25 protein-coding genes and 1 tRNA gene are annotated in these 22,418 nt (G+C 64.2%); 2 read left to right on the top strand and 24 right to left on the bottom strand.

Features of this window, described 5'->3' with window-relative positions:
- Positions 1-19: 19 nt before the first annotated feature.
- The 18 genes from bamB to trmJ form a co-directional block, all read right to left on the bottom strand.
- Positions 20-1,189 (bottom strand): outer membrane protein assembly factor BamB, encoded by a 1,170-nt coding sequence (gene bamB / locus ACVWZ5_RS06045; RefSeq protein ID WP_088852385.1) that lies wholly within the window; start codon positions 1,187-1,189, stop codon positions 20-22.
- Positions 1,164-1,805 carry a tetratricopeptide repeat protein gene (locus tag ACVWZ5_RS06040; protein WP_028689599.1) on the bottom strand — a complete coding sequence of 214 codons (642 nt, stop codon included), beginning with the start codon at positions 1,803-1,805 and terminating at the stop codon, positions 1,164-1,166. The genes bamB and ACVWZ5_RS06040 overlap by 26 nt, the downstream gene beginning before the upstream one ends.
- Positions 1,806-1,843: 38 nt before the next feature.
- Entirely contained in the window at positions 1,844-3,133 is a 1,290-nt protein-coding gene (gene hisS / locus ACVWZ5_RS06035) for a histidine--tRNA ligase (RefSeq protein WP_186599304.1), read from the bottom strand.
- 24 nt (positions 3,134-3,157) lie between these two features.
- The gene (gene ispG / locus ACVWZ5_RS06030) at positions 3,158-4,267 is read right to left on the bottom strand and encodes a flavodoxin-dependent (E)-4-hydroxy-3-methylbut-2-enyl-diphosphate synthase (protein WP_028689597.1); all 1,110 of its coding nucleotides are present in this window, start codon (positions 4,265-4,267) and stop codon (positions 3,158-3,160) included.
- A gap of 3 nt (positions 4,268-4,270) precedes the next feature.
- Positions 4,271-5,272 carry a RodZ domain-containing protein gene (locus ACVWZ5_RS06025; RefSeq protein WP_084941963.1) on the bottom strand — a complete coding sequence of 334 codons (1,002 nt, stop codon included), beginning with the start codon at positions 5,270-5,272 and terminating at the stop codon, positions 4,271-4,273.
- The gene (pilW, locus tag ACVWZ5_RS06020; protein ID WP_096048660.1) at positions 5,269-6,030 is read right to left on the bottom strand and encodes a type IV pilus biogenesis/stability protein PilW; all 762 of its coding nucleotides are present in this window, start codon (positions 6,028-6,030) and stop codon (positions 5,269-5,271) included. Before pilW ends, ACVWZ5_RS06025 begins: the two co-directional genes overlap by 4 nt.
- A 14-nt stretch (positions 6,031-6,044) precedes the next feature.
- Entirely contained in the window at positions 6,045-7,187 is a 1,143-nt protein-coding gene (gene rlmN, locus ACVWZ5_RS06015; protein ID WP_028689594.1) for a 23S rRNA (adenine(2503)-C(2))-methyltransferase RlmN, read from the bottom strand.
- A gap of 28 nt (positions 7,188-7,215) precedes the next feature.
- The gene (gene ndk, locus ACVWZ5_RS06010; protein ID WP_023630072.1) at positions 7,216-7,641 is read right to left on the bottom strand and encodes a nucleoside-diphosphate kinase; all 426 of its coding nucleotides are present in this window, start codon (positions 7,639-7,641) and stop codon (positions 7,216-7,218) included.
- An 89-nt stretch (positions 7,642-7,730) separates the two neighbouring features.
- Complete coding sequence (gene iscX / locus ACVWZ5_RS06005) at positions 7,731-7,931, bottom strand: Fe-S cluster assembly protein IscX (RefSeq protein WP_028689593.1); 201 nt, start codon at positions 7,929-7,931, stop codon at positions 7,731-7,733.
- Between the two features lie 10 nt (positions 7,932-7,941).
- Positions 7,942-8,283, bottom strand: coding sequence for an ISC system 2Fe-2S type ferredoxin (gene fdx / locus ACVWZ5_RS06000; protein WP_028689592.1), 342 nt, complete (start codon positions 8,281-8,283; stop codon positions 7,942-7,944).
- Positions 8,284-8,286: 3 nt separating this feature from the next.
- Positions 8,287-10,149 carry a Fe-S protein assembly chaperone HscA gene (gene hscA / locus ACVWZ5_RS05995; RefSeq protein ID WP_062572868.1) on the bottom strand — a complete coding sequence of 621 codons (1,863 nt, stop codon included), beginning with the start codon at positions 10,147-10,149 and terminating at the stop codon, positions 8,287-8,289.
- 43 nt (positions 10,150-10,192) lie between these two features.
- On the bottom strand, positions 10,193-10,714 hold the full coding sequence (hscB, locus tag ACVWZ5_RS05990) for a co-chaperone HscB (protein ID WP_062575680.1): 522 nt from the start codon (positions 10,712-10,714) through the stop codon (positions 10,193-10,195).
- Between the two features lie 8 nt (positions 10,715-10,722).
- A complete protein-coding gene (iscA, locus tag ACVWZ5_RS05985; protein ID WP_023630636.1) occupies positions 10,723-11,046 on the bottom strand; it encodes an iron-sulfur cluster assembly protein IscA in 324 nt (107 codons plus the stop codon).
- Between the two features lie 28 nt (positions 11,047-11,074).
- Positions 11,075-11,461, bottom strand: a complete 387-nt coding sequence (gene iscU, locus ACVWZ5_RS05980) for a Fe-S cluster assembly scaffold IscU (RefSeq protein WP_011532337.1) — start codon at positions 11,459-11,461, stop codon at positions 11,075-11,077.
- 46 nt (positions 11,462-11,507) lie between these two features.
- Positions 11,508-12,722 (bottom strand): IscS subfamily cysteine desulfurase, encoded by a 1,215-nt coding sequence (locus ACVWZ5_RS05975; protein WP_046854251.1) that lies wholly within the window; start codon positions 12,720-12,722, stop codon positions 11,508-11,510.
- Positions 12,723-12,766: 44 nt separating this feature from the next.
- On the bottom strand, positions 12,767-13,258 hold the full coding sequence (gene iscR / locus ACVWZ5_RS05970) for a Fe-S cluster assembly transcriptional regulator IscR (RefSeq protein WP_028689588.1): 492 nt from the start codon (positions 13,256-13,258) through the stop codon (positions 12,767-12,769).
- A gap of 168 nt (positions 13,259-13,426) precedes the next feature.
- Positions 13,427-14,215 carry a serine O-acetyltransferase gene (gene cysE, locus ACVWZ5_RS05965; RefSeq protein WP_028689587.1) on the bottom strand — a complete coding sequence of 263 codons (789 nt, stop codon included), beginning with the start codon at positions 14,213-14,215 and terminating at the stop codon, positions 13,427-13,429.
- Positions 14,216-14,218: 3 nt separating this feature from the next.
- On the bottom strand, positions 14,219-14,974 hold the full coding sequence (gene trmJ, locus ACVWZ5_RS05960) for a tRNA (cytosine(32)/uridine(32)-2'-O)-methyltransferase TrmJ (RefSeq protein ID WP_062364557.1): 756 nt from the start codon (positions 14,972-14,974) through the stop codon (positions 14,219-14,221).
- 151 nt (positions 14,975-15,125) lie between these two features.
- Here trmJ and suhB point away from each other — a divergent pair, with 151 nt between their 5' ends.
- On the top strand, positions 15,126-15,944 hold the full coding sequence (gene suhB / locus ACVWZ5_RS05955) for a type III secretion system regulator SuhB (RefSeq protein WP_028689585.1): 819 nt from the start codon (positions 15,126-15,128) through the stop codon (positions 15,942-15,944).
- A gap of 90 nt (positions 15,945-16,034) precedes the next feature.
- Here suhB and ACVWZ5_RS05950 read toward each other — a convergent pair whose 3' ends face one another.
- From ACVWZ5_RS05950 to queA, 6 genes are all read right to left on the bottom strand, one after another.
- A complete protein-coding gene (locus tag ACVWZ5_RS05950; protein WP_028689584.1) occupies positions 16,035-16,583 on the bottom strand; it encodes a glycine zipper 2TM domain-containing protein in 549 nt (182 codons plus the stop codon).
- Between the two features lie 119 nt (positions 16,584-16,702).
- Positions 16,703-17,611 (bottom strand): protein translocase subunit SecF, encoded by a 909-nt coding sequence (gene secF, locus ACVWZ5_RS05945; RefSeq protein WP_062364559.1) that lies wholly within the window; start codon positions 17,609-17,611, stop codon positions 16,703-16,705.
- Positions 17,612-17,621: 10 nt separating this feature from the next.
- Positions 17,622-19,484, bottom strand: a complete 1,863-nt coding sequence (gene secD, locus ACVWZ5_RS05940; protein WP_062364561.1) for a protein translocase subunit SecD — start codon at positions 19,482-19,484, stop codon at positions 17,622-17,624.
- A gap of 63 nt (positions 19,485-19,547) precedes the next feature.
- Positions 19,548-19,883, bottom strand: coding sequence for a preprotein translocase subunit YajC (gene yajC, locus ACVWZ5_RS05935; protein ID WP_050704350.1), 336 nt, complete (start codon positions 19,881-19,883; stop codon positions 19,548-19,550).
- A 43-nt stretch (positions 19,884-19,926) separates the two neighbouring features.
- Positions 19,927-21,042: a tRNA guanosine(34) transglycosylase Tgt gene (gene tgt, locus ACVWZ5_RS05930; RefSeq protein ID WP_023629281.1), complete on the bottom strand. Its 1,116-nt coding sequence runs from the start codon at positions 21,040-21,042 to the stop codon at positions 19,927-19,929.
- A 14-nt stretch (positions 21,043-21,056) separates the two neighbouring features.
- Positions 21,057-22,106, bottom strand: a complete 1,050-nt coding sequence (gene queA, locus ACVWZ5_RS05925) for a tRNA preQ1(34) S-adenosylmethionine ribosyltransferase-isomerase QueA (RefSeq protein ID WP_062572867.1) — start codon at positions 22,104-22,106, stop codon at positions 21,057-21,059.
- Positions 22,107-22,215: 109 nt separating this feature from the next.
- Between queA and ACVWZ5_RS05920 the strand changes: the two genes are divergently transcribed.
- Positions 22,216-22,300, top strand: a tRNA-Leu gene (locus ACVWZ5_RS05920).
- Positions 22,301-22,418: the final 118 nt, after the last annotated feature.

The raw sequence follows: 22,418 nt of genomic DNA, 5'->3' as shown, positions 1-22,418 counted from the left end.
AGCGAGCTCAAGCATAGCTTCAGCGGATGGTCAGTGCCTCGAGCTTGCCGCTGTTGCCGAAGACGTAGATGGTGTCGCCGACCACCAGGGGTCGGGCGCGCAGGCCATCGCTGTCGATACGCTCACGGCCGACGAAGCGGCCATCGACCTGGCTGAGCAGGTGCAGGTAACCCTCGAAGTCGCCCACCGCCACGTAGCTGGAGAACACTTCCGGCGCCGACAGCTGACGGCGGGCCATCGAATCGTTGCTCCACAGCGAGCTGGAAGAACGCTCGTCGACGCTCTGCACGGTACCCGACGCTTCGCTCACGTAGACGTTGCCGAAGCCTTGGGCGACACCCACATAGCTGGAAGCATCGCGCTGCCACAGCACGCGGCCGCTTTCCAGGTCCAGGCCGGCGACGCGGCCCTGGTAGGTGCTGACGTAGAGGGTGCCACCGGACAGCAGCAGGCCGCCGTCGATGTCCACCACACGGTCCAGCTCGGAACGGCCCTGCGGAATCGCCACGCGGCTCTCCCACACCGGCACGCCGTTGCTGATATCGACCGCCACCACCTTGCCGGTGGACAGGCCGGCCACGGCCAGGCGATTGGTCACCACCGGCGCGCCGGTGCCGCGCAGGGTCAGCACGGCAGGGCTGTTCTCGTAGATCCAGCGACGGTCGCCGGTGGCGGCGTCGAAGCCGACCAGACGGTCGTCCTGGGTCTGCACCACCACCACGTCACCGTTGTTGGCGGGCGGCGCCAGCACTTCGCTGCTGACGCGCGAGCGCCAGCGCTCCTCGCCGGTGCTGGAATCCAGGGCGATGACCTCGCCCTTGAGGGTACCCAGCATGACCAGGCCGTAGCCCACGCCCACCGCGCCGGATACCGGCAGCTCGAGGTCCTTCTTCCACACCACGTCGCCGGTGATGCGGTTCAGCGCGAAGACCTCGCCGTTGACGTCGGAGGCGTAGATGCGGTCGTTCTCGATGGCCGGCACCAGGGTGTTGTAGGTCTCGCCCTGGCCGTCACCGATCGAACGGCTCCACTGCTTCTTCAGCACCACTTCCTCGGTGAACTTGGTCAGCTCGGCCGGGGGCAGTTCCTTCTTGCTGTTGCTGCTGCAACCCGCCGCCAGCACGGCGAGGGTGAGCACTGCTGCTTGTTTCCAACCCTTCACTTCAGGCGTCCCCTTTGGCCAGGTCATCCAGCTTCAGTTGCAGGCCACCGATCGCGGCGTCGTCGGACAGCGCGGCCTTGGCTTTTTCGTAGGCGCTGTGCGCGTCGTCGGCGCGGCCCAGCTGTACCAGCAGGTCGCCCTTGAGTTCTTCGCGGCTGGCCAGGAAGGCCTTGTCGGTATCGCCCTCGAGCAGCTTGAGCGCGTCCTCGGCCTTGTCCTGGGCCGCGAGCACGCGGGCCAGGCGTTGGCGCGAGATCTCACCGAGGGTGGCGTCGGCCGGCTTGTCCAGCACGCTCTTCAGCTCACTGGCCGCATCATCCAGCTTGCCGCTTTCGACCGCGACCTTGGCCACGAACAGACTGCCGTACTGGGCGTAGGCGGTACCGCCGAACTCACTCTTGAGTTTGCCGGAAAGCTCCGCGACCTTGCTCGCGTCGGGCTTGCCGTCAGGCGTCAACGAGGTTTCCAGCAACGCCTGGTACAGCGCCGAGGCGCCCTGGGATTGGTTGGCCTGGTACTTGTGCCAGGTCTGCCAGCCCAACACCACCACGCCGGCCAGCAGGGCGCCGGTCAGCAGCGGCTTGCCGTTGCGGTTCCACCAGTCCTTGGCTGCTGCCAGGCTCTCATCATCGGTACTCGACACCCCAATACTCCTATTCGCCTATTCGTTGTCAGACCGCGTCACGCCTGGGCGATCGCGGTTTCCAGGTACGCGGCAAGCGCATCCCAGGCAATATTCTGTTGTTCGCCCTGGCCACGCAGGGGCTTCAGGCCGATCTGCTGCTTCTCGAGTTCGTCGTCGCCCAGAATCAGCGCGAACAGCGCACCGCTCTTGTCGGCCTTCTTGAACTGGCTCTTGAAGCTGCCACCACCGGCATTGACCGCCAGGCGCAGGCCCGGCAGACGATCGCGCAGGCTTTCGCTCAGGCGCAGGCCGGCCAGTTCTGCCGACTCACCGAAGGCGCACAGGTAGACATCGATGGTGCGGCTGATCGACTCGGGCACCTTGCCCAGGGTCTCCAGCAGCAGGATCAGGCGCTCGATGCCCATGGCGAAACCGACGCCCGGGGTCGGCTTGCCGCCCATCTGCTCGACCAGGCCGTCATAACGACCACCGGCGCAGACGGTACCCTGGGCGCCGAGCTTGTCGGTGACCCACTCGAACACGGTCTTGCTGTAGTAGTCCAGGCCGCGTACCAGCTTGGTATTGATCACGAACGGAATGCCGGCGGCGTCGAGGCGGGCCTTCAGGCCCTCGAAGTGCACGCGGGACGCTTCGTCCAGGTAGTCTTCCAGCTTAGGCGCGCCGACCAGCACCGCCTGGGTGTTCGCATCCTTGCTGTCGAGGATGCGCAGCGGGTTGCTTTTCAGGCGGCGCTGGCTGTCCTCGTCCAGTTGCTCGAGGCGGGCCGAGAGGAACTCGACCAGCGCGTCGCGATAGCGGGCGCGGGCTTCGCTGGTGCCCAGGCTGTTGAGCTGCAGCTCGACCGCGTCCTGGATGCCCAGCAGGCCCCACAGGCGCCAGGTCAGCATGATCAGTTCGGCGTCGACGTCCGGGCCATCGAGGTTGAACACCTCAACACCGATCTGGTGGAACTGGCGGTAGCGGCCCTTCTGCGGACGCTCGTGACGGAACATCTGGCCGATGTACCAGAGTTTCTGCACCTGGCCGTTGCCGGTGATGCCGTGCTCGAGCACGGCACGCACGCAGGCCGCGGTGCCTTCGGGGCGCAGGGTGAGCGAGTCGCCGTTGCGGTCCTCGAAGGTGTACATTTCCTTCTCGACGATATCGGTGACTTCACCGATCGAGCGCTTGAACAGCTCGGTGAACTCGACGATCGGCGTGCGGATCTGGCTGTAGCCGTAGCTGTCCAGCAAGCCGGCCACGGTGCCCTCGAAATAGCGCCACAGCGGCGACTGGTCGGGCAGGATGTCGTTCATGCCACGGATGGCTTGCAGCGATTTGCTCACGAGTAGTCCTTACGAATCTGTGTCTCAGCCGCGGGCGATCAGCGCCGCGTCGGCCTCGGCCTTCTCGGCCGCTTTCTGGCGAATGAGCTTTTCCAGCTCGTCAACCAGGTTGTCGTTGTTCAGCTTCTGCGATGGCTTGCCATCGATGTAGACCAGGTTCGGCGTGCCGCCGGTCAGGCCCACGTGCGACTCCTTGGCCTCGCCCGGACCGTTGACCACGCAACCGATCACCGCCACGTCCAGCGGTACCAGCAGGTCTTCCAGGCGCCCTTCCAGTTCGTTCATGGTCTTGACCACATCGAAGTTCTGCCGCGAGCAGCTCGGGCAGGCGATGAAGTTGATGCCACGGGAACGCAGGTGCAGCGACTTGAGGATGTCGTAGCCGACCTTCACTTCCTCGACCGGATCGGCGGCCAGGGAGATGCGGATGGTGTCACCGATGCCTTCGGCCAGCAGCATACCTAGGCCGACGGCGGATTTCACCGTCCCCGAGCGCAGGCCACCGGCTTCGGTGATCCCCAGGTGCAGCGGCTGGATGATCTGCTTGGCCAGCAGGCGGTAGGCCTCGACGGCCATGAACACGTCGGAGGCCTTGACGCTGACCTTGAAGTCCTGGAAATCCAGGCGGTCGAGGTGCTCTACATGGCGCAGCGCCGACTCGACCAGCGCCGCCGGGGTGGGCTCGCCGTACTTCTTCTGCAGGTCCTTTTCCAGGGAACCGGCGTTGACGCCGATGCGGATCGGGATGCCGCGGTCGCGGGCCGCGTCGACCACGGCGCGCACACGGTCCTCACGGCCGATGTTGCCCGGGTTGATGCGCAGGCAGTCGACGCCCAGCTCAGCCACGCGCAGGGCGATCTTGTAGTCGAAGTGGATGTCGGCGACCAGCGGCACGCTGACCAGTTTCTTGATGCGGCCGAACGCCTCGGCGGCGTCCATGTCTGGCACCGAGACCCGCACGATGTCCACGCCGGCATCGACCAGGCGCTGGATCTGCGCCACGGTGGCGGCGACATCGTTGGTGTCGGTGTTGGTCATGCTCTGCACCGCGATGGGCGCATCACCACCCACCGGCACATTGCCGACCCAGATTTTGCGGGATTCGCGACGTTTGATCGGAGATTCGCCGTGCATGACTTACTGTCCCAACTTCAGGCGAGCGGTTTCGCCACTGGTGAACGGGGCGACATCGACCGCCTGGCCGTTATAGCTCACCTGGGCGCCGCGGGCGAAGCCCAGGCGCACCGCGAACGGTGGCTTGCCGGTCAGTTCCAGGCTGTCGCCCTTGCGCTTGATGGCGCTGAACAGCACCTTGCCGTTGCCGTCGGTGACCTGGGTCCAGCAATCGGCGGTGAATTGGATATGGACCTTGGCACTGCCGGCCGGGGCGGCATCAACGGGCGCAGCTGCTGCGACCGGCGCGACAGGAGCGGCTGGCGCTGCAGCAACAGGCGCGGCAACCGGTGCCACGGGAGCGACGGCGGTCGGCGCGGCGCTGGTGGCTGGCGCGGCGGGTGTCACGGCCGCAACTGGCGACTGGGCCTCGGCGACCGGCGCCTGCTCGGTAGCGTTCGGCTCCAGTGGCAGGGCCTGGCCCTCGGGCTGCTGGCCTTCGCTCACGGCCTGGTCTTCCGGCTCGTCCAGCGGATGAATCTGCGTGGTGCCGTCGGCGCTCTCGACCTCGACATGCTCCAGGGCAATCTTGGCCAGGTCCTTGCCGCGCAGGCTGCTCTGGTCCTGCCACCAGAAGAAGCCACCGCCGACCACCGCGACCAGCAGCAACAGGCTGACCACCCGCAGGATATTGTGCGACAGCCGCACCGGCTCTTCGATGCGACCGAGGGCGTGCACTTCGCTGCCCTGGGCGTGGGTGCCGGTGATCTGGTCGAAGGCCTCGACCAGGGGCGCCTGGTCCATGTCCATCAGCTTGGCATAGGCGCGGATATAGCCACGGGCGAAGGTGTGCCCGGGCAGCTTGTCGAAGGCGCCGTTTTCCAGGTTGTTCAGCGAAGATACCGTGAGGTTGAGCTTGCGAGCGACCTCGGCCTGGCTCCATTCGCGCTTCTCGCGGGCCTGGCGCAAGACATCACCGGGGTTCTGGCGAGTCGCTGCTGCTACTTCAGTGTGCGCGGCTTTCATCGTTGCTCCGACAGGTATTGCTGATATTCCGGCGTACCGGGATAAAGTCGTTGTAATTGCTGGCCCAAACGGGTCGCGGTGCCCTGTTCGTCGAGGGCGATTGCCAGGCGATGGCCCAGCAGCAGGCTACGGGCATCCTGGTCGCTCAGCTGGCTGAATCGATCGTAGTAATCCTGGGCCGGCACATAATGCCTGTTTTCGTAGGACAACTCAGCCATTTCGAGCAATGCCTTCGGTTGCCGCCGATTGAGCCGAAGGGCTTTTTCCAGGTAGACACGCGCCTGTTCACCCTGCCCCAGCTTCAAGGCGGTGAGCCCCAGGTTCTCGTACACGCGGGAGCGCTCAGGATACAGGGTATCGGCGGCAGCCTGGAGGAACATCGCCCGGGCCTCGCCGAAACGGCCCTGAGCATATAGGAAACTGCCGTAGTTGTTGCGGATTCGTGTGTCATCCGGGCGGATGGCCAAGGCCTTGGCGAAGTGCTCGCCGGCCAGTGCGGGCTCATCCTCGGCCTGGAACACCAGGGCCAGTGCCGCATGAGCCTCGCCGTCACGAGCGTCCAGGGCCAGGGCCTTGCCCAGCGGCGCCTTGGCGCGCTCAGTCAAACCTTGTTGCAAATACCCCAGCCCCAACTGCACGTAGGCTTGCCCCGCCGCCTCACGCCCCTGGCGGCTGGCCAGGGGGTCACCCGCGCCGCCGGACACGCAGCCGGCCAGCAGCGAAAGCGTCAGGATCGACAGCGCGGCGCGCAGGCTCATGGGGCAGGTGCTCGTCAGGGGCGCGCGGCGCTGTCTTGCGGCTCGTCGGCAGCCAGCTGGCGTACGGCGATGTAGCGCTCGCTGCGGCGGGTACGGTCGTTGACCTGACCCACCAGCTGACCGCAGGCGGCATCGATGTCGTCACCGCGGGTGGTGCGCGTGGTCACGTTGAAGCCGCCGTGGTGCAGCAGATCCTGGAAGCGACGGATGGCATTGTTGCTCGGTCGCTCGTAGCCCGAGTGCGGGAACGGGTTGAACGGGATCAGGTTGATCTTGCACGGCACATCACGCAGCAGCTCGATCATCTGCGCGGCGTGCTCGGGCTGGTCGTTGACGTCCTTGAGCAGGGTGTACTCGATGGTGAGCACGCGCTTGCCGCCGAGGGTGGACATGTAGCCCATGCACGACTCCAGCAGCATCTTCAGCGGGTACTTCTTGTTGATCGGCACCAGCTTGTTGCGCAGTTCGTCGTTCGGCGCGTGCAGCGACAGGGCCAGCGACACGTCGATATGCTTGGCCAGCTCGTCGATCATCGGCACCACGCCCGAGGTGGACAGGGTGACGCGACGCTTGGAAATGCCATAGCCCAGATCTTCCATCATGATCTTCATCGCGGCGATGACATTGTCGAAATTCAGCAGGGGTTCGCCCATGCCCATCATGACCACGTTGGTGATGGCGCGGTCGATCTTGGCCGGAACGGTCCCGAAGGATTTGTTGGCAAGCCACACCTGGCCGATCACTTCGGCGGCGGTGAGGTTGCTGTTGAAGCCTTGCTTGCCGGTGGAGCAGAAGCTGCAGTCCAGGGCGCAGCCGGCTTGCGACGACACGCACAGGGTGCCGCGATCGTCGGTAGGGATGTAGACGGTCTCGACGCAGCTGCCAGAGGCAACGCGGACCACCCACTTGCGGGTGCCGTCGGCGGAAATGTCTTCACTGACCACTTCCGGGCCCCGAATCTCGGCAACGGCCTCGAGCTTTTCGCGCAAGACCTTGCCGACATTGGTCATGGCGGCGAAATCATCGACGCCAAAATGGTGAATCCATTTCATCACCTGACCGGCACGGAAGCGCTTCTCCCCGATTGAGTCGAAGAACTGTTCCATTTCCGCCAGGGTCAGCCCCAGCAGGTTGATCTTGTCAGTCGATGTCGTCATGGATTCACCCTCACCCGTAAGCCTTCGCTTAGCGAGTGGTTACCTCGGTAGCAGCGAAGAAGTAAGCGATTTCGCGAGCAGCGGCGGCTTCGGAGTCCGAACCGTGAACGGCGTTGGCGTCGATCGACTCGGCGAAGTCGGCGCGGATGGTGCCGGCAGCAGCTTCTTTAGGGTTGGTGGCGCCCATCAGCTCACGGTTGGCCAGAATGGCGTTTTCGCCTTCCAGAACCTGTACAACGACTGGGCCGGAAGTCATGAAGGCAACCAGGTCACCAAAGAAGCCACGCTCTTTGTGCTCGGCGTAGAAGCCTTCGGCTTCGGCTTTGGACAGCTGCTTCATTTTCGAAGCGACGACGCGCAGGCCGGCTTTCTCGAAGCGAGTGGTGATCTCGCCGATGACGTTCTTGGCAACGGCGTCAGGCTTGATGATGGAGAAAGTACGTTGAACAGCCATGGAAAACTCCAGAATATTGAGTGTTGCGAAAAATTAAACCCGCGAATTATACGCGGGTTCCAGGGGATTGCCTAACCTGCAGCGTGCGCTCAGTCGGCTTCTTCGATCCAGGCCGCCTGGATGGCCTCGAGAACCTTCTCGCCGCAACGCGACGGATCGTCATCGAAGTCCGGCAGCGCCATGACCCAGGCGCGCAGATCGACGAAATTCACGTAATGAGGATCGACCTCGGGCTTGCTTTCCGCAAGCTGGATGGCGATCTCAAGTACATCAACCCATTTCAGACTCATGTACAGGCCCTCAGTGCGGCGCTTCGGCGGCGTGGTTGAGCGAATACTTGGGGATCTCGATGGTGAGGTCCTCATCGCCGACAACCACCTGGCAACCCAGGCGCGACTGCGCCTCCAGGCCCCAGGCCTTGTCCAGCATGTCCTCTTCGAGCTCGTCGGCTTCTTCAAGCGAGTCGAAGCCCTTGCGGATGATGCAGTGGCAAGTGGTGCAGGCCTTGACGCCGCCGCAGGCGCTTTCCATCTCGATGTGATGGTCGTGGGCCAGCTCCAGGATATTGGTCCCGGTCGGCACTTCCACGGTCAAGCCCTCGGGGCAGAACTTCTCGTGCGGCAGGAATGTCACCAGCGGCATCGGTTACTCCTCGATCTCATTCAGGTTGCGCCCGGCCAGTGCGGCTTTGACCGTCGAATCAAGGCGACGGGCGGCAAATGCATCGGTCACCTGCGACAGACGCTTGGTCTGTTGCTCGATGGCGGCGCCATCGGTGCCGGTCAGCAAATCACGTAGTTCCTGCATCTGGAATTCGATCGCGTCGCGCTCGTCACTGCTGAGCAGGCGCTCGCCATCGGCGTCCAGGGCGCCCTGCACCGCCTCGAGCAGGCGCTCGGCGTCGACCTGGTGCTCGCGCAGCTGGCGTGCATGCTTGTCGGAGCCGGCGTGCTCGAAGGAGTCCTTGAGCATGCGGGCGATCTCGCCGTCGGTCAGGCCGTAGGACGGCTTGACCTGGATACTCGATTCCACGCCCGAACCCAGTTCGCGGGCCGCGACGCTGAGCAGGCCGTCGGCGTCGACCTGGAAGGTCACGCGGATCTTCGCCGCGCCCGCGACCATGGCCGGGATGCCACGCAGCTCGAAGCGCGCCAGGGAACGGCAGTCGCTGATCAGCTCGCGCTCACCCTGCAGCACGTGGATCATCATGGCCGACTGGCCATCTTTGTACGTGGTGAATTCCTGGGCGCGAGCCACCGGAATGGTGGTGTTGCGCGGGATCACCTTCTCCATCAGCCCGCCCATGGTCTCAAGCCCCAGGGACAGCGGGATGACGTCGAGCAGCAGCAGCTCGCCGCCTTCGCGGCGGTTGCCGGCGAGGGTATCGGCCTGGATCGCGGCACCGATGGCCACCACCTGGTCCGGGTCGATCGAGGTCAGGGGGGTACGACCGAACAGCGCGCCGACCGCCTCGCGCACACGCGGCACACGGGTCGAACCGCCGACCATGACCACCGCGCCGACCTCTTCCAGCTCGATGCCGCTGTCGCGCACGGCGCGGCGGCAGGCCTTGAGACTGCGGGCGATCATCGGTTCGATCATGGCTTCGAACGCGGCACGGGTCAGCTCGCCCTGCCAGGCGCCATGCTGGACGCTGACCGCATCGCTGTCGGTCAAGGCTTCCTTGGCCGCGCAAGCGGTCTGCAGCAGCAGGCGCTGGGTGGCCGGATCGAGGTCGGCGGACAAGCCAGCCTGCTCTATGATCCAGCCGGCGATCGCATGGTCGAAGTCATCGCCACCCAGGGCGGTGTCGCCACCGGTGGCCAGCACTTCGAAGACACCGGCAGTCAGGCGCAGGATGGAGATATCGAAGGTACCGCCGCCCAGGTCGAAAATCGCCACGACGCCTTCGGCATCCTGGTCCAGGCCATAGGCCACGGCAGCCGCGGTCGGTTCGTTGAGCAAGCGCAGGACATTGAGGCCGGCCAGCTTGGCGGCGTCCTTGGTGGCCTGGCGCTGGGCGTCGTCGAAATAGGCCGGGACGGTGATCACCGCGCCGACCAGCTCGCCACCGAGGGTTTCCTCGGCACGCTGGCGCAGCACCTTGAGAATATCGGCCGACACTTCCACCGGGCTTTTCGGCCCCTGGACGGTGTCGATGAACGGCATGTGCGATTCACCGCCGACAAAACGGTACGGCAGTTGCTCGCCCAGCTGCTTGACGTCCGCCAGGCCACGCCCCATCAGGCGTTTCACCGACAGGATGCTGTTGAGCGGGTCGCTGGGGGCAGCCTCGCGCGCGGCCAGGCCGACTTCGACGGCGTTGTCGAGATAACGCACGGCGGATGGCAGGATGACACTGCCCTGGGCATCGGGCAGCGGTTCGCTGCGCCCGCTGCGCACGGCGGCGACGAGAGAATTGGTGGTGCCCAGGTCGATGCCCACCGCCAGGCGGCGCTGGTGCGGCTGGGGGCTCTGACCGGGTTCGGCGATCTGCAGTAGGGCCATGCTTATCTGAGTACCTTAGGCGTCATCACGGGCAACGCCGGGGTTAATCGTCGAGGCGCTCTTCGAGTTGGCGCACTTCTTGGGCGAGCTTGTCGAGGAACTGCATGCGGCGCATCAGGCGCTCGGCCTGCTCACGCTCTGCAGCAATATCCCAGCAGGCGGCGAAATCCTCGTTCAGCGTGTCCTGGGCGACCTTGAGGCGCTTCTTGAACACGGCGACACCGTCGAGATCGGCTTCGTCCTGCAGGTCTTCGAGTTCTTCGCGCCACTGCATCTGCTGCAGCAGGAAGTCCGGGTCGTGCACCGTGACTTCCTGAGGCACCTCATGGCCGCCGATGGCCAGCAGGTAGCGGGCCCGGCGCGGCGCGCTGCGCAAGGTCTGGTAGGCGTCGTTGAGGGCCGCCGACTTTTCCAGCGCTACGCGCTGCTCGCGCTCGGAAGCGTCGGCGAAACGGTCCGGATGGACCTCGCGGGCCAGCTCGCGGTAGCGAACGGCCAATTTGTCGAGGTCCAGACGAAAACCAGGCTGCAGGTCAAACAGGGCGAAATGACAAGGAGTACCCACGGCCAGCCTCAAACGTTGAAGCTTTCGCCGCAGCCACACTCACCGCGCACGTTGGGGTTGTTGAACTTGAAGCCTTCGTTCAACCCTTCCTTGACGAAGTCCAGCTCGGTGCCGTCGAGATAGACCAGGCTTTTCGGGTCGATGATGACCTTCACGCCATGGTTCTCGAACACCTGGTCTTCGGCGGCGAGCTCGTCGACGAACTCCAGCACGTAGGCCAGGCCCGAGCAGCCGGTGGTGCGCACGCCCAGGCGAATGCCCTCACCCTTGCCGCGCCCGTCGAGGGAGCGGCGAATGTGGTTGGCGGCGGCTTCTGTCATGCTGATAGCCATCGGAACTCCTTACCTCGCGACAGTCGACTTAGATCAAGCCTTTCTTCTGCTTGTAATCGCGAACAGCTGCCTTGATGGCATCTTCGGCGAGCACGGAGCAGTGGATCTTGACCGGCGGCAGTGCCAGCTCTTCAGCCAGCTGGGTGTTCTTGATGGTTTCGGCCTCGTCCAGGGTCTTGCCCTTCATCCACTCGGTGGCGAGGGAGCTGGAGGCGATGGCCGAACCGCAACCGTAGGTCTTGAACTTGGCGTCTTCGATGACGCCCTGCTCGTTGACCTTGATCTGCAGGCGCATCACGTCGCCGCAGGCCGGGGCGCCAACCATGCCGGTGCCGACATCCGGATCGTCGGCGTTCATCTTGCCGACGTTGCGCGGGTTTTCGTAGTGGTCGATGACCTTTTCACTGTATGCCATGGTGCAATTCCTTCCTCATCAGGGAGCCGCTCTTGCCGGCGACTGCTTAGTGGGCGGCCCACTCGATCTTGGAGATGTCGACGCCGTCTTTGTACATGTCCCACAGCGGCGACAATTCACGCAGCTTGTTCACGGCTTCGCAGACTTTCTGCGCGGCGTAGTCGACTTCTTCCTCGGTGGTGAAGCGACCGAAGGAGAAGCGGATCGAGCTGTGCGCCAGTTCGTCATTGCGGCCCAGGGCGCGCAGGACGTAGGACGGCTCGAGCGAAGCGGAGGTGCAGGCCGAACCGGACGAAACGGCGATGTCCTTCAGCGACATCAGCAGCGACTCGCCCTCGACGTAGTTGAAGCTCAGGTTCAGGTTGTGCGGCACGCGCTGGGTCTGGCTGCCGTTGACGTACAGCTCTTCGAGGTCCGAGACCTGCTTGAAGAAGCGGTCGCTCAGGGCCTTGATGCGCACGTTTTCAGCGGCCATTTCCTGCTTGGCGATGGCGAAGGCTTCGCCCATGCCGACGATCTGGTGGGTCGGCAGGGTGCCCGAACGCATGCCGCGCTCATGGCCACCGCCGTGGATGATGGCTTCCAGGCGCACACGCGGCTTGCGGCTGACGTACAGCGCGCCGATACCTTTCGGGCCATACACCTTGTGCGCGGAGAACGACATCAGGTCGACCTTGAGCTTCTGCAGGTCGATCTCGACACGGCCGGCCGATTGGGCGGCATCGACGTGGAACAAGACGCCGCGCGAGCGGGTCAGTTCACCGATGGCGGCGATGTCGTTGATCGAGCCGACTTCGTTGTTCACGTGCATCAGCGAGACCAGGATGGTGTCGTCGCGCAGCACGGCCTCGACCATGGCCGGGGTGACGATGCCGTCTTCGCCAGGCTCGAGGTAGGTGACTTCGAAACCTTCACGCTCGAGCTGGCGAGCGGTGTCCAGGACCGCCTTGTGCTCGATCTTGGAGGTGATGATGTGCTTGCCCTTGGTCTGATAGAAGTGCGCCACGCCTTTCAGGGCGAGGTTGTCGGACTCGGTGGCACCGCTGGTCCAGACGATCTCGCGCGGGTCGGCGTTGATCAGTTCGGCGACCTGGCGGCGGCCGTTCTCGACTGCTTCCTCGGCCTTCCAGCCGAACACGTGGGAGCGCGAGGCCGGGTTGCCGAAGTTCCCGTCAACCAGCAGGCACTCGGCCATCTTCTGGGCGACACGGGGATCGACCGGCGTGGTCGCGGAGTAATCGAGGTAGATCGGCAACTTCATTGAGTATCTCCTATCAGGCGGTGGCGTCGCTCGTCGCTGTGGTTTCAGTCGACGGCGGACGTCTCAATCTTGTCCAACTGGGCAACTCGGCCTGCGACACGGCGCAGGTCCTGGCGCTGGGCGACTTCCTGCACCTCGCGGCGCATGACGAGGTCGGCCAGGCTGATGCCACTGAGGAATTCATGGATCTGCTGGCTCAGGTCGCACCACAGGTGGTGAGTCAGGCAGGTATCACCGGCGTGGCAGTCCCCCAGCCCCTGGCAACGGGTGGCATCGACCGATTCGTTGACCGCGTCGATGACCTGGGCCACCTGGATGGTTTCCATGCCCCGCGACAGCTGGTAGCCGCCGCCCGGACCGCGAACGCTGGATACCAGGCTGCTGCGGCGCAGCTTGGCGAACAGCTGTTCCAGATAAGAGAGGGAAATGCCCTGGCGCTCGGAAATGTCGGCCAAAGACACCGGCCCCTGCTGCGCGTGCAACGCCAGGTCGAGCATGGCGGTCACGGCGTATCGGCCTTTGGTAGTCAGTCGCATGGCGTATGGGTACCACGGGAGTTACAGGATGTGTGCGAGTATGCGATTCCCGAGCATTTAAGTCAACTATTAGACCTAGTGCTTTAGTCGGGTATGCATGCGGGAGGCGGGCGCGAGTGTAGCAGACAAGGGGCGCAAGCACACGCCCCTTGTGTCGGTCCGGCGCAATCAATGCGACTGAGTGTCGCCCTGCTTGAGTTCGGCGCAGGCCGCGGCGAAGTCGTCGTCGGGCAGCGCCGGCAGCTCCTTGGCACAGTAGTCACTGCCCATCCGGGTCAGCGCGCCGCACATGCCCTCCAGGCGCTCGTCTACGGCCTGCAGGTGGTCGAGCATCTGGCCGATGGCGCGGGCCACCGGGTCCGGCATGTCGCCGCTGACACCGTAGGCATCGAAGCCGATCTTCTCGGCCATGGCCTTGCGCTTGGCCTCGACGGCGTCATCCTCGGTCTTGACGATGATCCGCCCCGGAATGCCCACCGCCGTGGCGCCCGCCGGCACTGCCTTGGTGACCACGGCGTTGGAGCCGATCTTGGCCCCGGCGCCGACGGTGAACGGGCCCAGCACCTTGGCCCCGGCACCGACCACCACGCCGTTTTCCAGGGTCGGGTGACGCTTGCCCTTGTTCCAGCTGGTGCCGCCGAGGGTGACACCCTGGTACAGGGTCACGTCGTCGCCGATCTCGGCGGTCTCGCCGATGACGATGCCCATGCCGTGGTCGATGAAGAAGCGCCGGCCAATGGTCGCACCTGGGTGGATCTCGATGCCGGTCATCCAGCGACCGAAGTTCGACACCAGCCGCGCCAGCCACTTGAAGTCGCGCCGCCACAGGGCATTGCCCAGCCGATGCAGCCAGATGGCGTGCATCCCCGGGTAGCAGGTCAGGACCTCGAAGGCGTTGCGCGCCGCCGGGTCACGATGGAAAACGCTCTGGATATCTTCACGCAGACGTTCGAACATCTGTCAGTCCTTCCGTTTATGCGGCTCGCCCCGTGCGACCTTCTGGGTCTCGGTAAGGATGCCGCGCAAAATGCTCATTTCCGGACGCTCGACCGAGCTTCGCCCATACAGCCGGCGCAGGCGCGCCATCAGGTGCTTGGGTTTCTCGGGATCGAGGAAGCCGATGTCCACCAGGGTCTTTTCCAGGTGGTCGTAGAACAGCTCCATTTCGTCCATGGTCGCCAGCTCGCTGGCGTCGACCTTCTCGACCTTCGCCGCACTGCCCTGCCCTGCCAGCCAGGCCATGCGCACCTCATAGGAGAGCACCTGGACGGCGGCGGCCAGATTCAGCGAGCTGAAGTCGGGGTTCGAGGGAATGTGCACGTGGAAGTGACATCGCTGCAGTTCTTCGTTGGTCAGGCCGGCGTGCTCGCGCCCGAACACCAGGGCGATCTCTTCGCCGCCCATGGCCTGGGCCACGGCCTTGGCCCCGCACTCGCGCGGGTCGATCAGCGGCCAGGGGATGCTGCGCTCACGGGCGCTGGTACCCATGACCAGGCTGCAGCCGACCAGCGCCTGCTCGAGGCTGTCGACCACCTGGGCGTTGTCCAGCACGTCGTCGGCGCCCGAGGCGCGGGCACTGGCGTCCGCGGCCGGAAACTCTTTTGGCTGCACCAGCACCAGACGCGACAAGCCCATGTTTTTCATGGCTCGCGCAGCGCCGCCGATGTTGCCGGGGTGGCTGGTATTGACCAGAACAACACGAATATTTTGCAGCAAGGTGTCGTGCTCTCGGATGCGGAAACAGGAGGGTTCGATCTTACAGAACCGACCAGCGTAACGCCATGAAAGCAAATGTGACACTTCTGTCGTGAAAGATTTCTGCTAGAATGATCGGCTTTCCTCTTTAACATCTCCAGGTGACCTTCCCATGCAGCCTATGCTGAATATCGCCCTGCGCGCCGCTCGCAGCGCCAGTGAACTGATTTTCCGCTCCATCGAACGCCTGGATAGCATCAAAGTCGACGAAAAGCAGGCCAAGGACTACGTATCCGAGGTTGACCGCGCCGCCGAGAAGGTCATCGTCGAGGCCCTGCGCAAGGCCTACCCGAACCACTCGATCCAGGGCGAAGAGACTGGCCTGCACGCCGGCACCGGCGAAGAAGGCAAGGATTACCTGTGGATCATCGATCCGCTGGACGGCACCACCAACTTCCTGCGTGGCGTTCCGCACTTCGCCGTCAGCATCGCCTGCAAATACCGCGGCCGCCTCGAGCACGCCGTGATCGTCGACCCGGTTCGCCAGGAAGAATTCACCGCCAGCCGTGGCCGTGGCGCCCAGCTCAATGGCCGCCGCCTGCGCGTCAGCTCGCGCACCAGCCTGGAAGGCGCACTGCTGGGCACCGGCTTCCCGTTCCGTGACAACCAGATGGCCGACCTGGACAACTACCTGGGCATGTTCCGCGCCCTGACCGGCCAGACCGCCGGCATTCGCCGCGCCGGCTCCGCCAGCCTGGACCTGGCCTACGTCGCCGCCGGCCGCTTCGACGCCTTCTGGGAGTCGGGCCTGTCCGAGTGGGACATGGCCGCGGGCGTGCTGCTGATCCAGGAAGCCGGTGGCCTGGTGAGCGACTTCAACGGTGGCCACGACTTCCTCGAGAAGGGCCACATCGTCGCGGGCAACATCAAGTGCTTCAAGGCCGTGCTGACCGCCATCCAGCCGCACCTGCCAGAGCACATGAAGCGCTAAGCGCTGATTGCGAGCACAAAAAAGCACCCCTCGGGGTGCTTTTTTTGTATCTGCGATCGACGCCTTCTGTGGGAGCGGCCTGCGAAAGGTTTACTGACCTGGCTGGTTCTGGCTCAAGACCAGCTTGCCATTCTTGTCCAGCGGGATGGTCGAGCCCGGCTCGTGGTCCATCTTCACCTTGCCCACCTGGTCGCCGATGGAATAGGTCACGTTGTAGCCAACCACCTTCTCGCTGATGTCGTTGACCGTGTTGCAACGGGTTTGCGTGGTGGTGTAGGTATCACGCTCCTGCATGCCTTCCTGCACCTTGTTGCCGGCATAGCCGCCACCGACCGCACCGGCCACGGTGGCAATCTTCTTGCCGGTACCGCCACCGATCTGGTTGCCCAGCAGGCCACCGGCGATGGCACCGACCACCGTACCGGCAATCTGGTGCTGATCCTTGACCGGCGCCTGGCGCGTCACGGTGACATCCTTGCAGACCTCACGCGGCGTTTTCACTTGCTGCTTGATCGGCTGCACGTCGGTGACCTGGGCGTACTCAGGCCCCTTGTTCACCAAGCTGTAGGTCGCCACAGCACCTCCGGCAGTCACACCGACAGCACCCAGAACCGCACCCACCAGCATTGACTTGTTCACGTGAACCTCCTGATCGTACCCGCGGACTCCGGCCCGCCTTCTCCCTGCCTTGGAGCAAAAAAAAAGGCGCGAGTTCAACACTCGCGCCTCTCTTTGCGCCGAATGGCGCGGAACAAGCGTTACGGACGGTCGTCCACACCCTCGGTCTTGACCGGCGGGATCAGGTCTTCGCTGCTCAGGTTCAGCCAGATCAGCACCACGTTGGCGATGTAGATCGACGAGTAGGTACCCGCCATGACACCGATGAACAGCGCCAGGGAGAAGCCGAACAGGTTGTCGCCGCCGAAGAACAGCAGCGCGGCGATGGCCAGCAAGGTCGACACCGAGGTGGCGATGGTGCGCAGCAGGGTCTGGGTAGTAGAAACGTTGATGTTCTCGATCAGCGAGGCCTTGCGCATCACCCGGAAGTTCTCGCGCACCCGGTCGAACACGACGATGGTGTCGTTGAGCGAGTAGCCGATGATCGCCAGTACCGCCGCCAGCACCGTCAGGTCGAAGGTGATCTGGAAGAACGACAGGATGCCCAGGGTGACCACCACGTCGTGCACCAGCGAAACGATGGCGCCCACGGCGAATTTCCACTGGAAGCGGAAGGCCAGGTAGATGAGGATACCGCCCAGTGCCAGGAGCATGCCCATGCCACCCTGGTCACGCAGCTCCTCGCCTACCTGCGGACCGACGAACTCGACGCGCTTGATCGTGGCCGGGTTGTCGCCGCCGGCCTTCTGCAGGGCCGCCGCGACCTTGTTGCCCAGCTGTGGGTCATCGCCCGGCATACGCACCAGCAGGTCGGTGGTGGCGCCAAAGCTTTGCACCACAGCCTCGTGGAAGCCGGAGTCGACCAGCTCGGCACGCACTGCCTTGAGGTCGGCCGGGCGCTCGTAGGTAAGCTCGATCAGCGTACCGCCGGTAAAGTCCAGGCCGAAGTTCAGGCCCTTCTGCCACCAGCTGAACAGCGCCAGCACGGTGAGGAGCACGGTAATGGCGAACGCGACATTGCGCACGCCCATGAAGTTGATGGTTTTCATCGCAGCTCCCTCAAACCCACAGCTTCTTGATGTCACGCCCGCCGCAGGTCAGGTTGACCATGGCACGGGTCACCATGACGGCGGTGAACATCGAGGTGAATATCCCGAGGGACATGGTGACCGCGAAGCCCTTGACCGGGCCGGTACCCATGGCGAACAGGATACCGCCGACCAGCAGGCTGGTCAGGTTGGCGTCGATGATCGCGGTGTAGGCGCGGTTGAAGCCTTCGTGAATGGCGCGCTGCACCGACATGCCGGCTTTGAGCTCTTCACGGATACGCGAGAAGATCAGCACGTTGGCGTCCACCGCCATACCCATGGTCAGCACGATACCGGCGATACCCGGCAGAGTCAGCGTGGCGCCCAGCAGCGACATCAGCGCCAGCAGCAGGACCATGTTGCCCGCCAGGGCGACGGTGGCGATCACGCCGAAGCCGCGGTAGATGGCGATAATGAACAGCGAGACGAACAGCATGCCCCACAGGGACGCATCGATACCCTTGGTGATGTTGTCGGCGCCCAGGCTCGGACCAATGGTGCGCTCTTCGGCGAAGTACATCGGCGCGGCCAGGCCACCCGCACGCAGCAGCAGGGCCAGCTCGGAGGACTCGCCCTGGCCGTTCAGGCCGGTGATGCGGAACTGGCTGCCCAGCGGCGACTGGATGGTCGCCAGGCTGATGATCTTCTTCTCTTCCTGGAAGGTCTGCACCGCGACTTCTTTCTCGACGCCGTCGACCACCTGCTTCTGGTAGCGGGTGACCGGCTTCTGCTCGATGAAGATCACCGCCATGCTGCGCCCGACGTTGGTGCGGGTGGCGCGGCTCATCAGCTCGCCACCGTGGCCGTCTAGGCGAATGTTCACCTGCGGGCGACCGTGCTCGTCGAAGCTGGCCTGGGCGTCGGTGACCTGGTCACCGGTGATGATCAGGCCGCGCTCTACAGGGGCGGAGCGGCCGCCTTCGCGGAACTCGAACACCTCGGTGGTGGCCTTGGACGCGCCCGGCTCGGCACCGAAGCGGAACTCCAGGTTGGCGGTCTTGCCGAGGATACGCTTGGCTTCGGCGGTGTCCTGCACACCCGGCAGCTCGACCACGATGCGGTTGGCGCCCTGGCGCTGGACCAGCGGCTCGGCCACGCCCAGCTCGTTGACCCGATTGCGCACGGTGGTCAGGTTCTGCTTGATCGAGTATTCGCGGATCTCGGCGACTTTCGCCTGGGTCAGCGCCAGACGCAGCACGGCGAGCTCGTTGCGCTCGGTGGTGGTCAGGTCGAAATCATTGAAATTCTTGCGGATCAGGCTGCGGGCCTGTTCGCGGGTAGCATCGTCGGCGAAGCCCAGCATGATGCCGCCGTCCTGCTGGGGCAGGCTGCGGTAGCGGACGCGCTCTTTACGCAGCAAGGTCTTGACCTCGCCTTCGTAGACTTTCATGCGAGCGGTCATGGCCTTGTCCATGTCCACTTCCAGCAGGAAGTGCACACCACCGGACAGGTCCAGGCCCAGCTTCATCGGGCTGGCACCCAGGTTGCGCAGCCACTGCGGGGTGGTCTGGGCCAGGTTCAGGGCCACGACGTAGTCGTCGCCGAGGGCCTTGCGCGCCACATCCTTGGCCGGCAGCTGGTCTTCCTGATTGGTCAGGCGTACCAGGGCACTGCCCTTCTCGCCCAGGCTGCCGCCTTTGACGGTGATGCCGGCATCGGTCAGCGCCTTGGTCACGCGATCGAGATCGGCCTGGCTGACATGCAGGGCGGAGCTGGCGCCGCTGATCTGCACCGCCGGATCATCCGGATAGAGGTTGGGTGCGGAATAAATGAAGCCGATCGCCAGTACCACCACGATCAGCAGGTATTTCCACAGAGGGTATTTGTTCAGCATCACGCCGCCCGTTCAAGACGCGGGGCGCTTTGCGCGCCCCGACTGGAAAAGAAAACCGGTAACTCAGATAGCCTTGAGCGTACCTTTCGGCAGGGTCGCCGCCACGGCACCCTTCTGGAACTTCAGCTCGACGTTGTCGGACACTTCCAGGACCACGAAGTCGTCGGCAACCTTGACGATCTTGCCGGCGATGCCACCGGTGGTGACTACTTCGTCACCTTTTTGCAGGTTGCTCAGCAGGTTTTTCTGTTCTTTGGCACGCTTGGCCTGCGGGCGCCAGATCATCAGGTAGAAGATGACCAGGAAACCAACCAGGAAGATCCACTCGAAGCCGGTACCGGCTGGGCCGGCGGCTGGTGCTGCAGCGTCCGCGTAGGCGGCGGGAATCAAGAAGCTCATTGGGCACTCCTAATGAATATTTTCTAATAATGGATGCGAACAGTCAGTCCAAGGGCGGCACAGGCAGCCCGCGCTTGGCGTAGAAGGCGTCGACAAAGGCGGCCAATTTACCCTGTTGAATAGCCTCGCGTAAACCGGCCATCAAGCGCTGGTAATGGCGCAAGTTGTGGATGGTATTCAGCATGCTGCTCAACATTTCGCCGCACTTGTCCAAGTGGTGCAGATAGGCGCGGGAGAAGTTGGTGCAGGTATAGCAATCGCAGGTCGGATCCAGCGGCGATTCATCATGGCGATGGAACGCGTTGCGGATCTTGATCACCCCGGTATCGACGAACAGATGGCCGTTGCGCGCATTGCGCGTGGGCATCACGCAGTCGAACATGTCGACGCCGCGGCGCACACCCTCTACAAGATCTTCCGGCTTGCCTACCCCCATAAGGTAACGAGGTTTGTCAGCCGGCATCTGCGCGGGCAGGTAGTCCAGCACCTTGATCATCTCGTGCTTGGGCTCGCCCACCGACAGGCCGCCGATGGCCAGGCCATCGAAGTCGATGTTGACCAGTGCTTCCAGCGAGCGCATGCGCAGGTCCTGGTACATGCCACCCTGGACGATGCCGAACAGCGCCGCGGTGTTGTCGCCGTGGGCGTTCTTCGAGCGCTGGGCCCAGCGCAGCGACAGCTCCATGGAGGTGCGCGCCACGTCGTGCTCGGCCGGGTACGGCGTGCACTCGTCGAAGATCATCACGATGTCCGAACCCAGGTCGCGCTGGACCTGCATGGACTCCTCGGGACCCATGAACACCTTGGAACCGTCCACTGGCGACGCGAAGGTCACGCCTTCCTCCTTGATCTTGCGCATCGCGCCCAGGCTGAACACCTGGAAACCACCGGAATCAGTGAGGATAGGGCCTTTCCATTGCATGAAATCGTGCAGGCCGTTGTGTTTCTTGATGACCTCGGTGCCCGGGCGCAGCCACAGGTGGAAGGTATTGCCGAGGATGATCTCGGCGCCGATGGCCTCGATGTCACGCGGCAGCATGCCCTTGACCGTGCCGTAGGTGCCCACCGGCATGAAGGCCGGGGTCTCGACGGTGCCACGGGGGAAGGTCAGCCGGCCACGACGGGCCTTGCCGTCGGTGGCCAGCAGTTCGAACGACATTCGACAGGTGCGACTCATGCTTGATCCTCTGGGCCGCGTGGCGCCGGATTGCGGGTGATGAACATGGCATCACCGTAACTGAAGAAGCGGTACCCGTTCTCGACCGCCGCCGCGTAGGCGGCCATGGTCTCGGGGTAACCGGCGAAGGCCGAGACCAGCATCAGCAGCGTGGACTCCGGCAGGTGGAAGTTGGTGACCAGGCAATCGACCACATGGAACGGCCGGCCCGGGAAGATGAAGATGTCGGTGTCGCCACTGAAGGCCTTGAGCTCGCCATCGCGCGCCGCGCTCTCCAGCGAACGCACGCTGGTGGTGCCCACGGCGATCACCCGGCCGCCCCGGGCGCGGCACGCGGCGACGGCGTCGACCACGTCCTGGCTCACTTCGAGCCACTCTTTATGCATGGTGTGGTCTTCGATCTTGTCGACCCGCACCGGCTGGAAGGTGCCGGCACCCACATGCAGGGTGACGAAGGCGCGCTCGACGCCCTTGGCGGCGATCTTCGCCAGCAGCTCTTCGTCGAAATGCAGGCCGGCGGTGGGCGCGGCCACGGCGCCGGCGCGCTCGGCGTAGACGGTCTGGTAGCGCTCGCGGTCGGCGCCCTCGTCGGGACGGTCGATGTACGGCGGCAGCGGCATGTGACCGACGCGCTCGAGCAGCGCCAGCACCTCTTCGCTGAAGCGCAGTTCGAACAGCGTGTCGTGGCGCGCGACCATCTCGGCCTCGCCACCGCCGTCGATGAGGATCTGCGTGCCTTCTTTCGGCGCCTTGCTGGCGCGCACGTGGGCCAGCACGCGGTGGCTGTCGAGCACGCGCTCGACCAGCACTTCCAGCTTGCCGCCGGAGGCTTTCTGGCCGAACAGGCGCGCCGGGATCACCCGGGTGTTGTTGAACACCATCAGGTCGCCGGGGCGCAGGTAGTCGAGCAGGTCGGTGAACTGCTTGTGGGCCAGTTCGCCGCTGGGGCCATCGAGCACCAGCAGGCGGCTGCCATGACGCTCGGCCAGTGGATGGCGGGCGATCAAGGAATCGGGGAGTTCGAAAGAAAAATCGGCGACGCGCATGATGATGTTCGGGTTCGACAGGGCCGGGAAGTTTAGCCCAATGCGTGAAAATTGACCATGAAAGCCGATTGACCGCCTTTGGCGACCTCTCTATACTGCGGCGCCACAAGCCCTGATGGCGGAATTGGTAGACGCGGCGGATTCAAAATCCGTTTTCGAAAGGAGTGGGAGTTCGAGTCTCCCTCGGGGCACCAAGATCCAGAAAAAACCGACCTTATGGTCGGTTTTTTTGTGCCTGTCGATTAGTCCATGCATCGATCCCTGTAGGAGCGGCCTTGTGCCGCGAATGGGCTGCGCAGCAGCCCCGGCGAT

This window comes from Pseudomonas sp. TE6283 (genome assembly GCF_054060555.1).
This window is presented reverse-complemented; position numbering and strand designations above follow the sequence as displayed.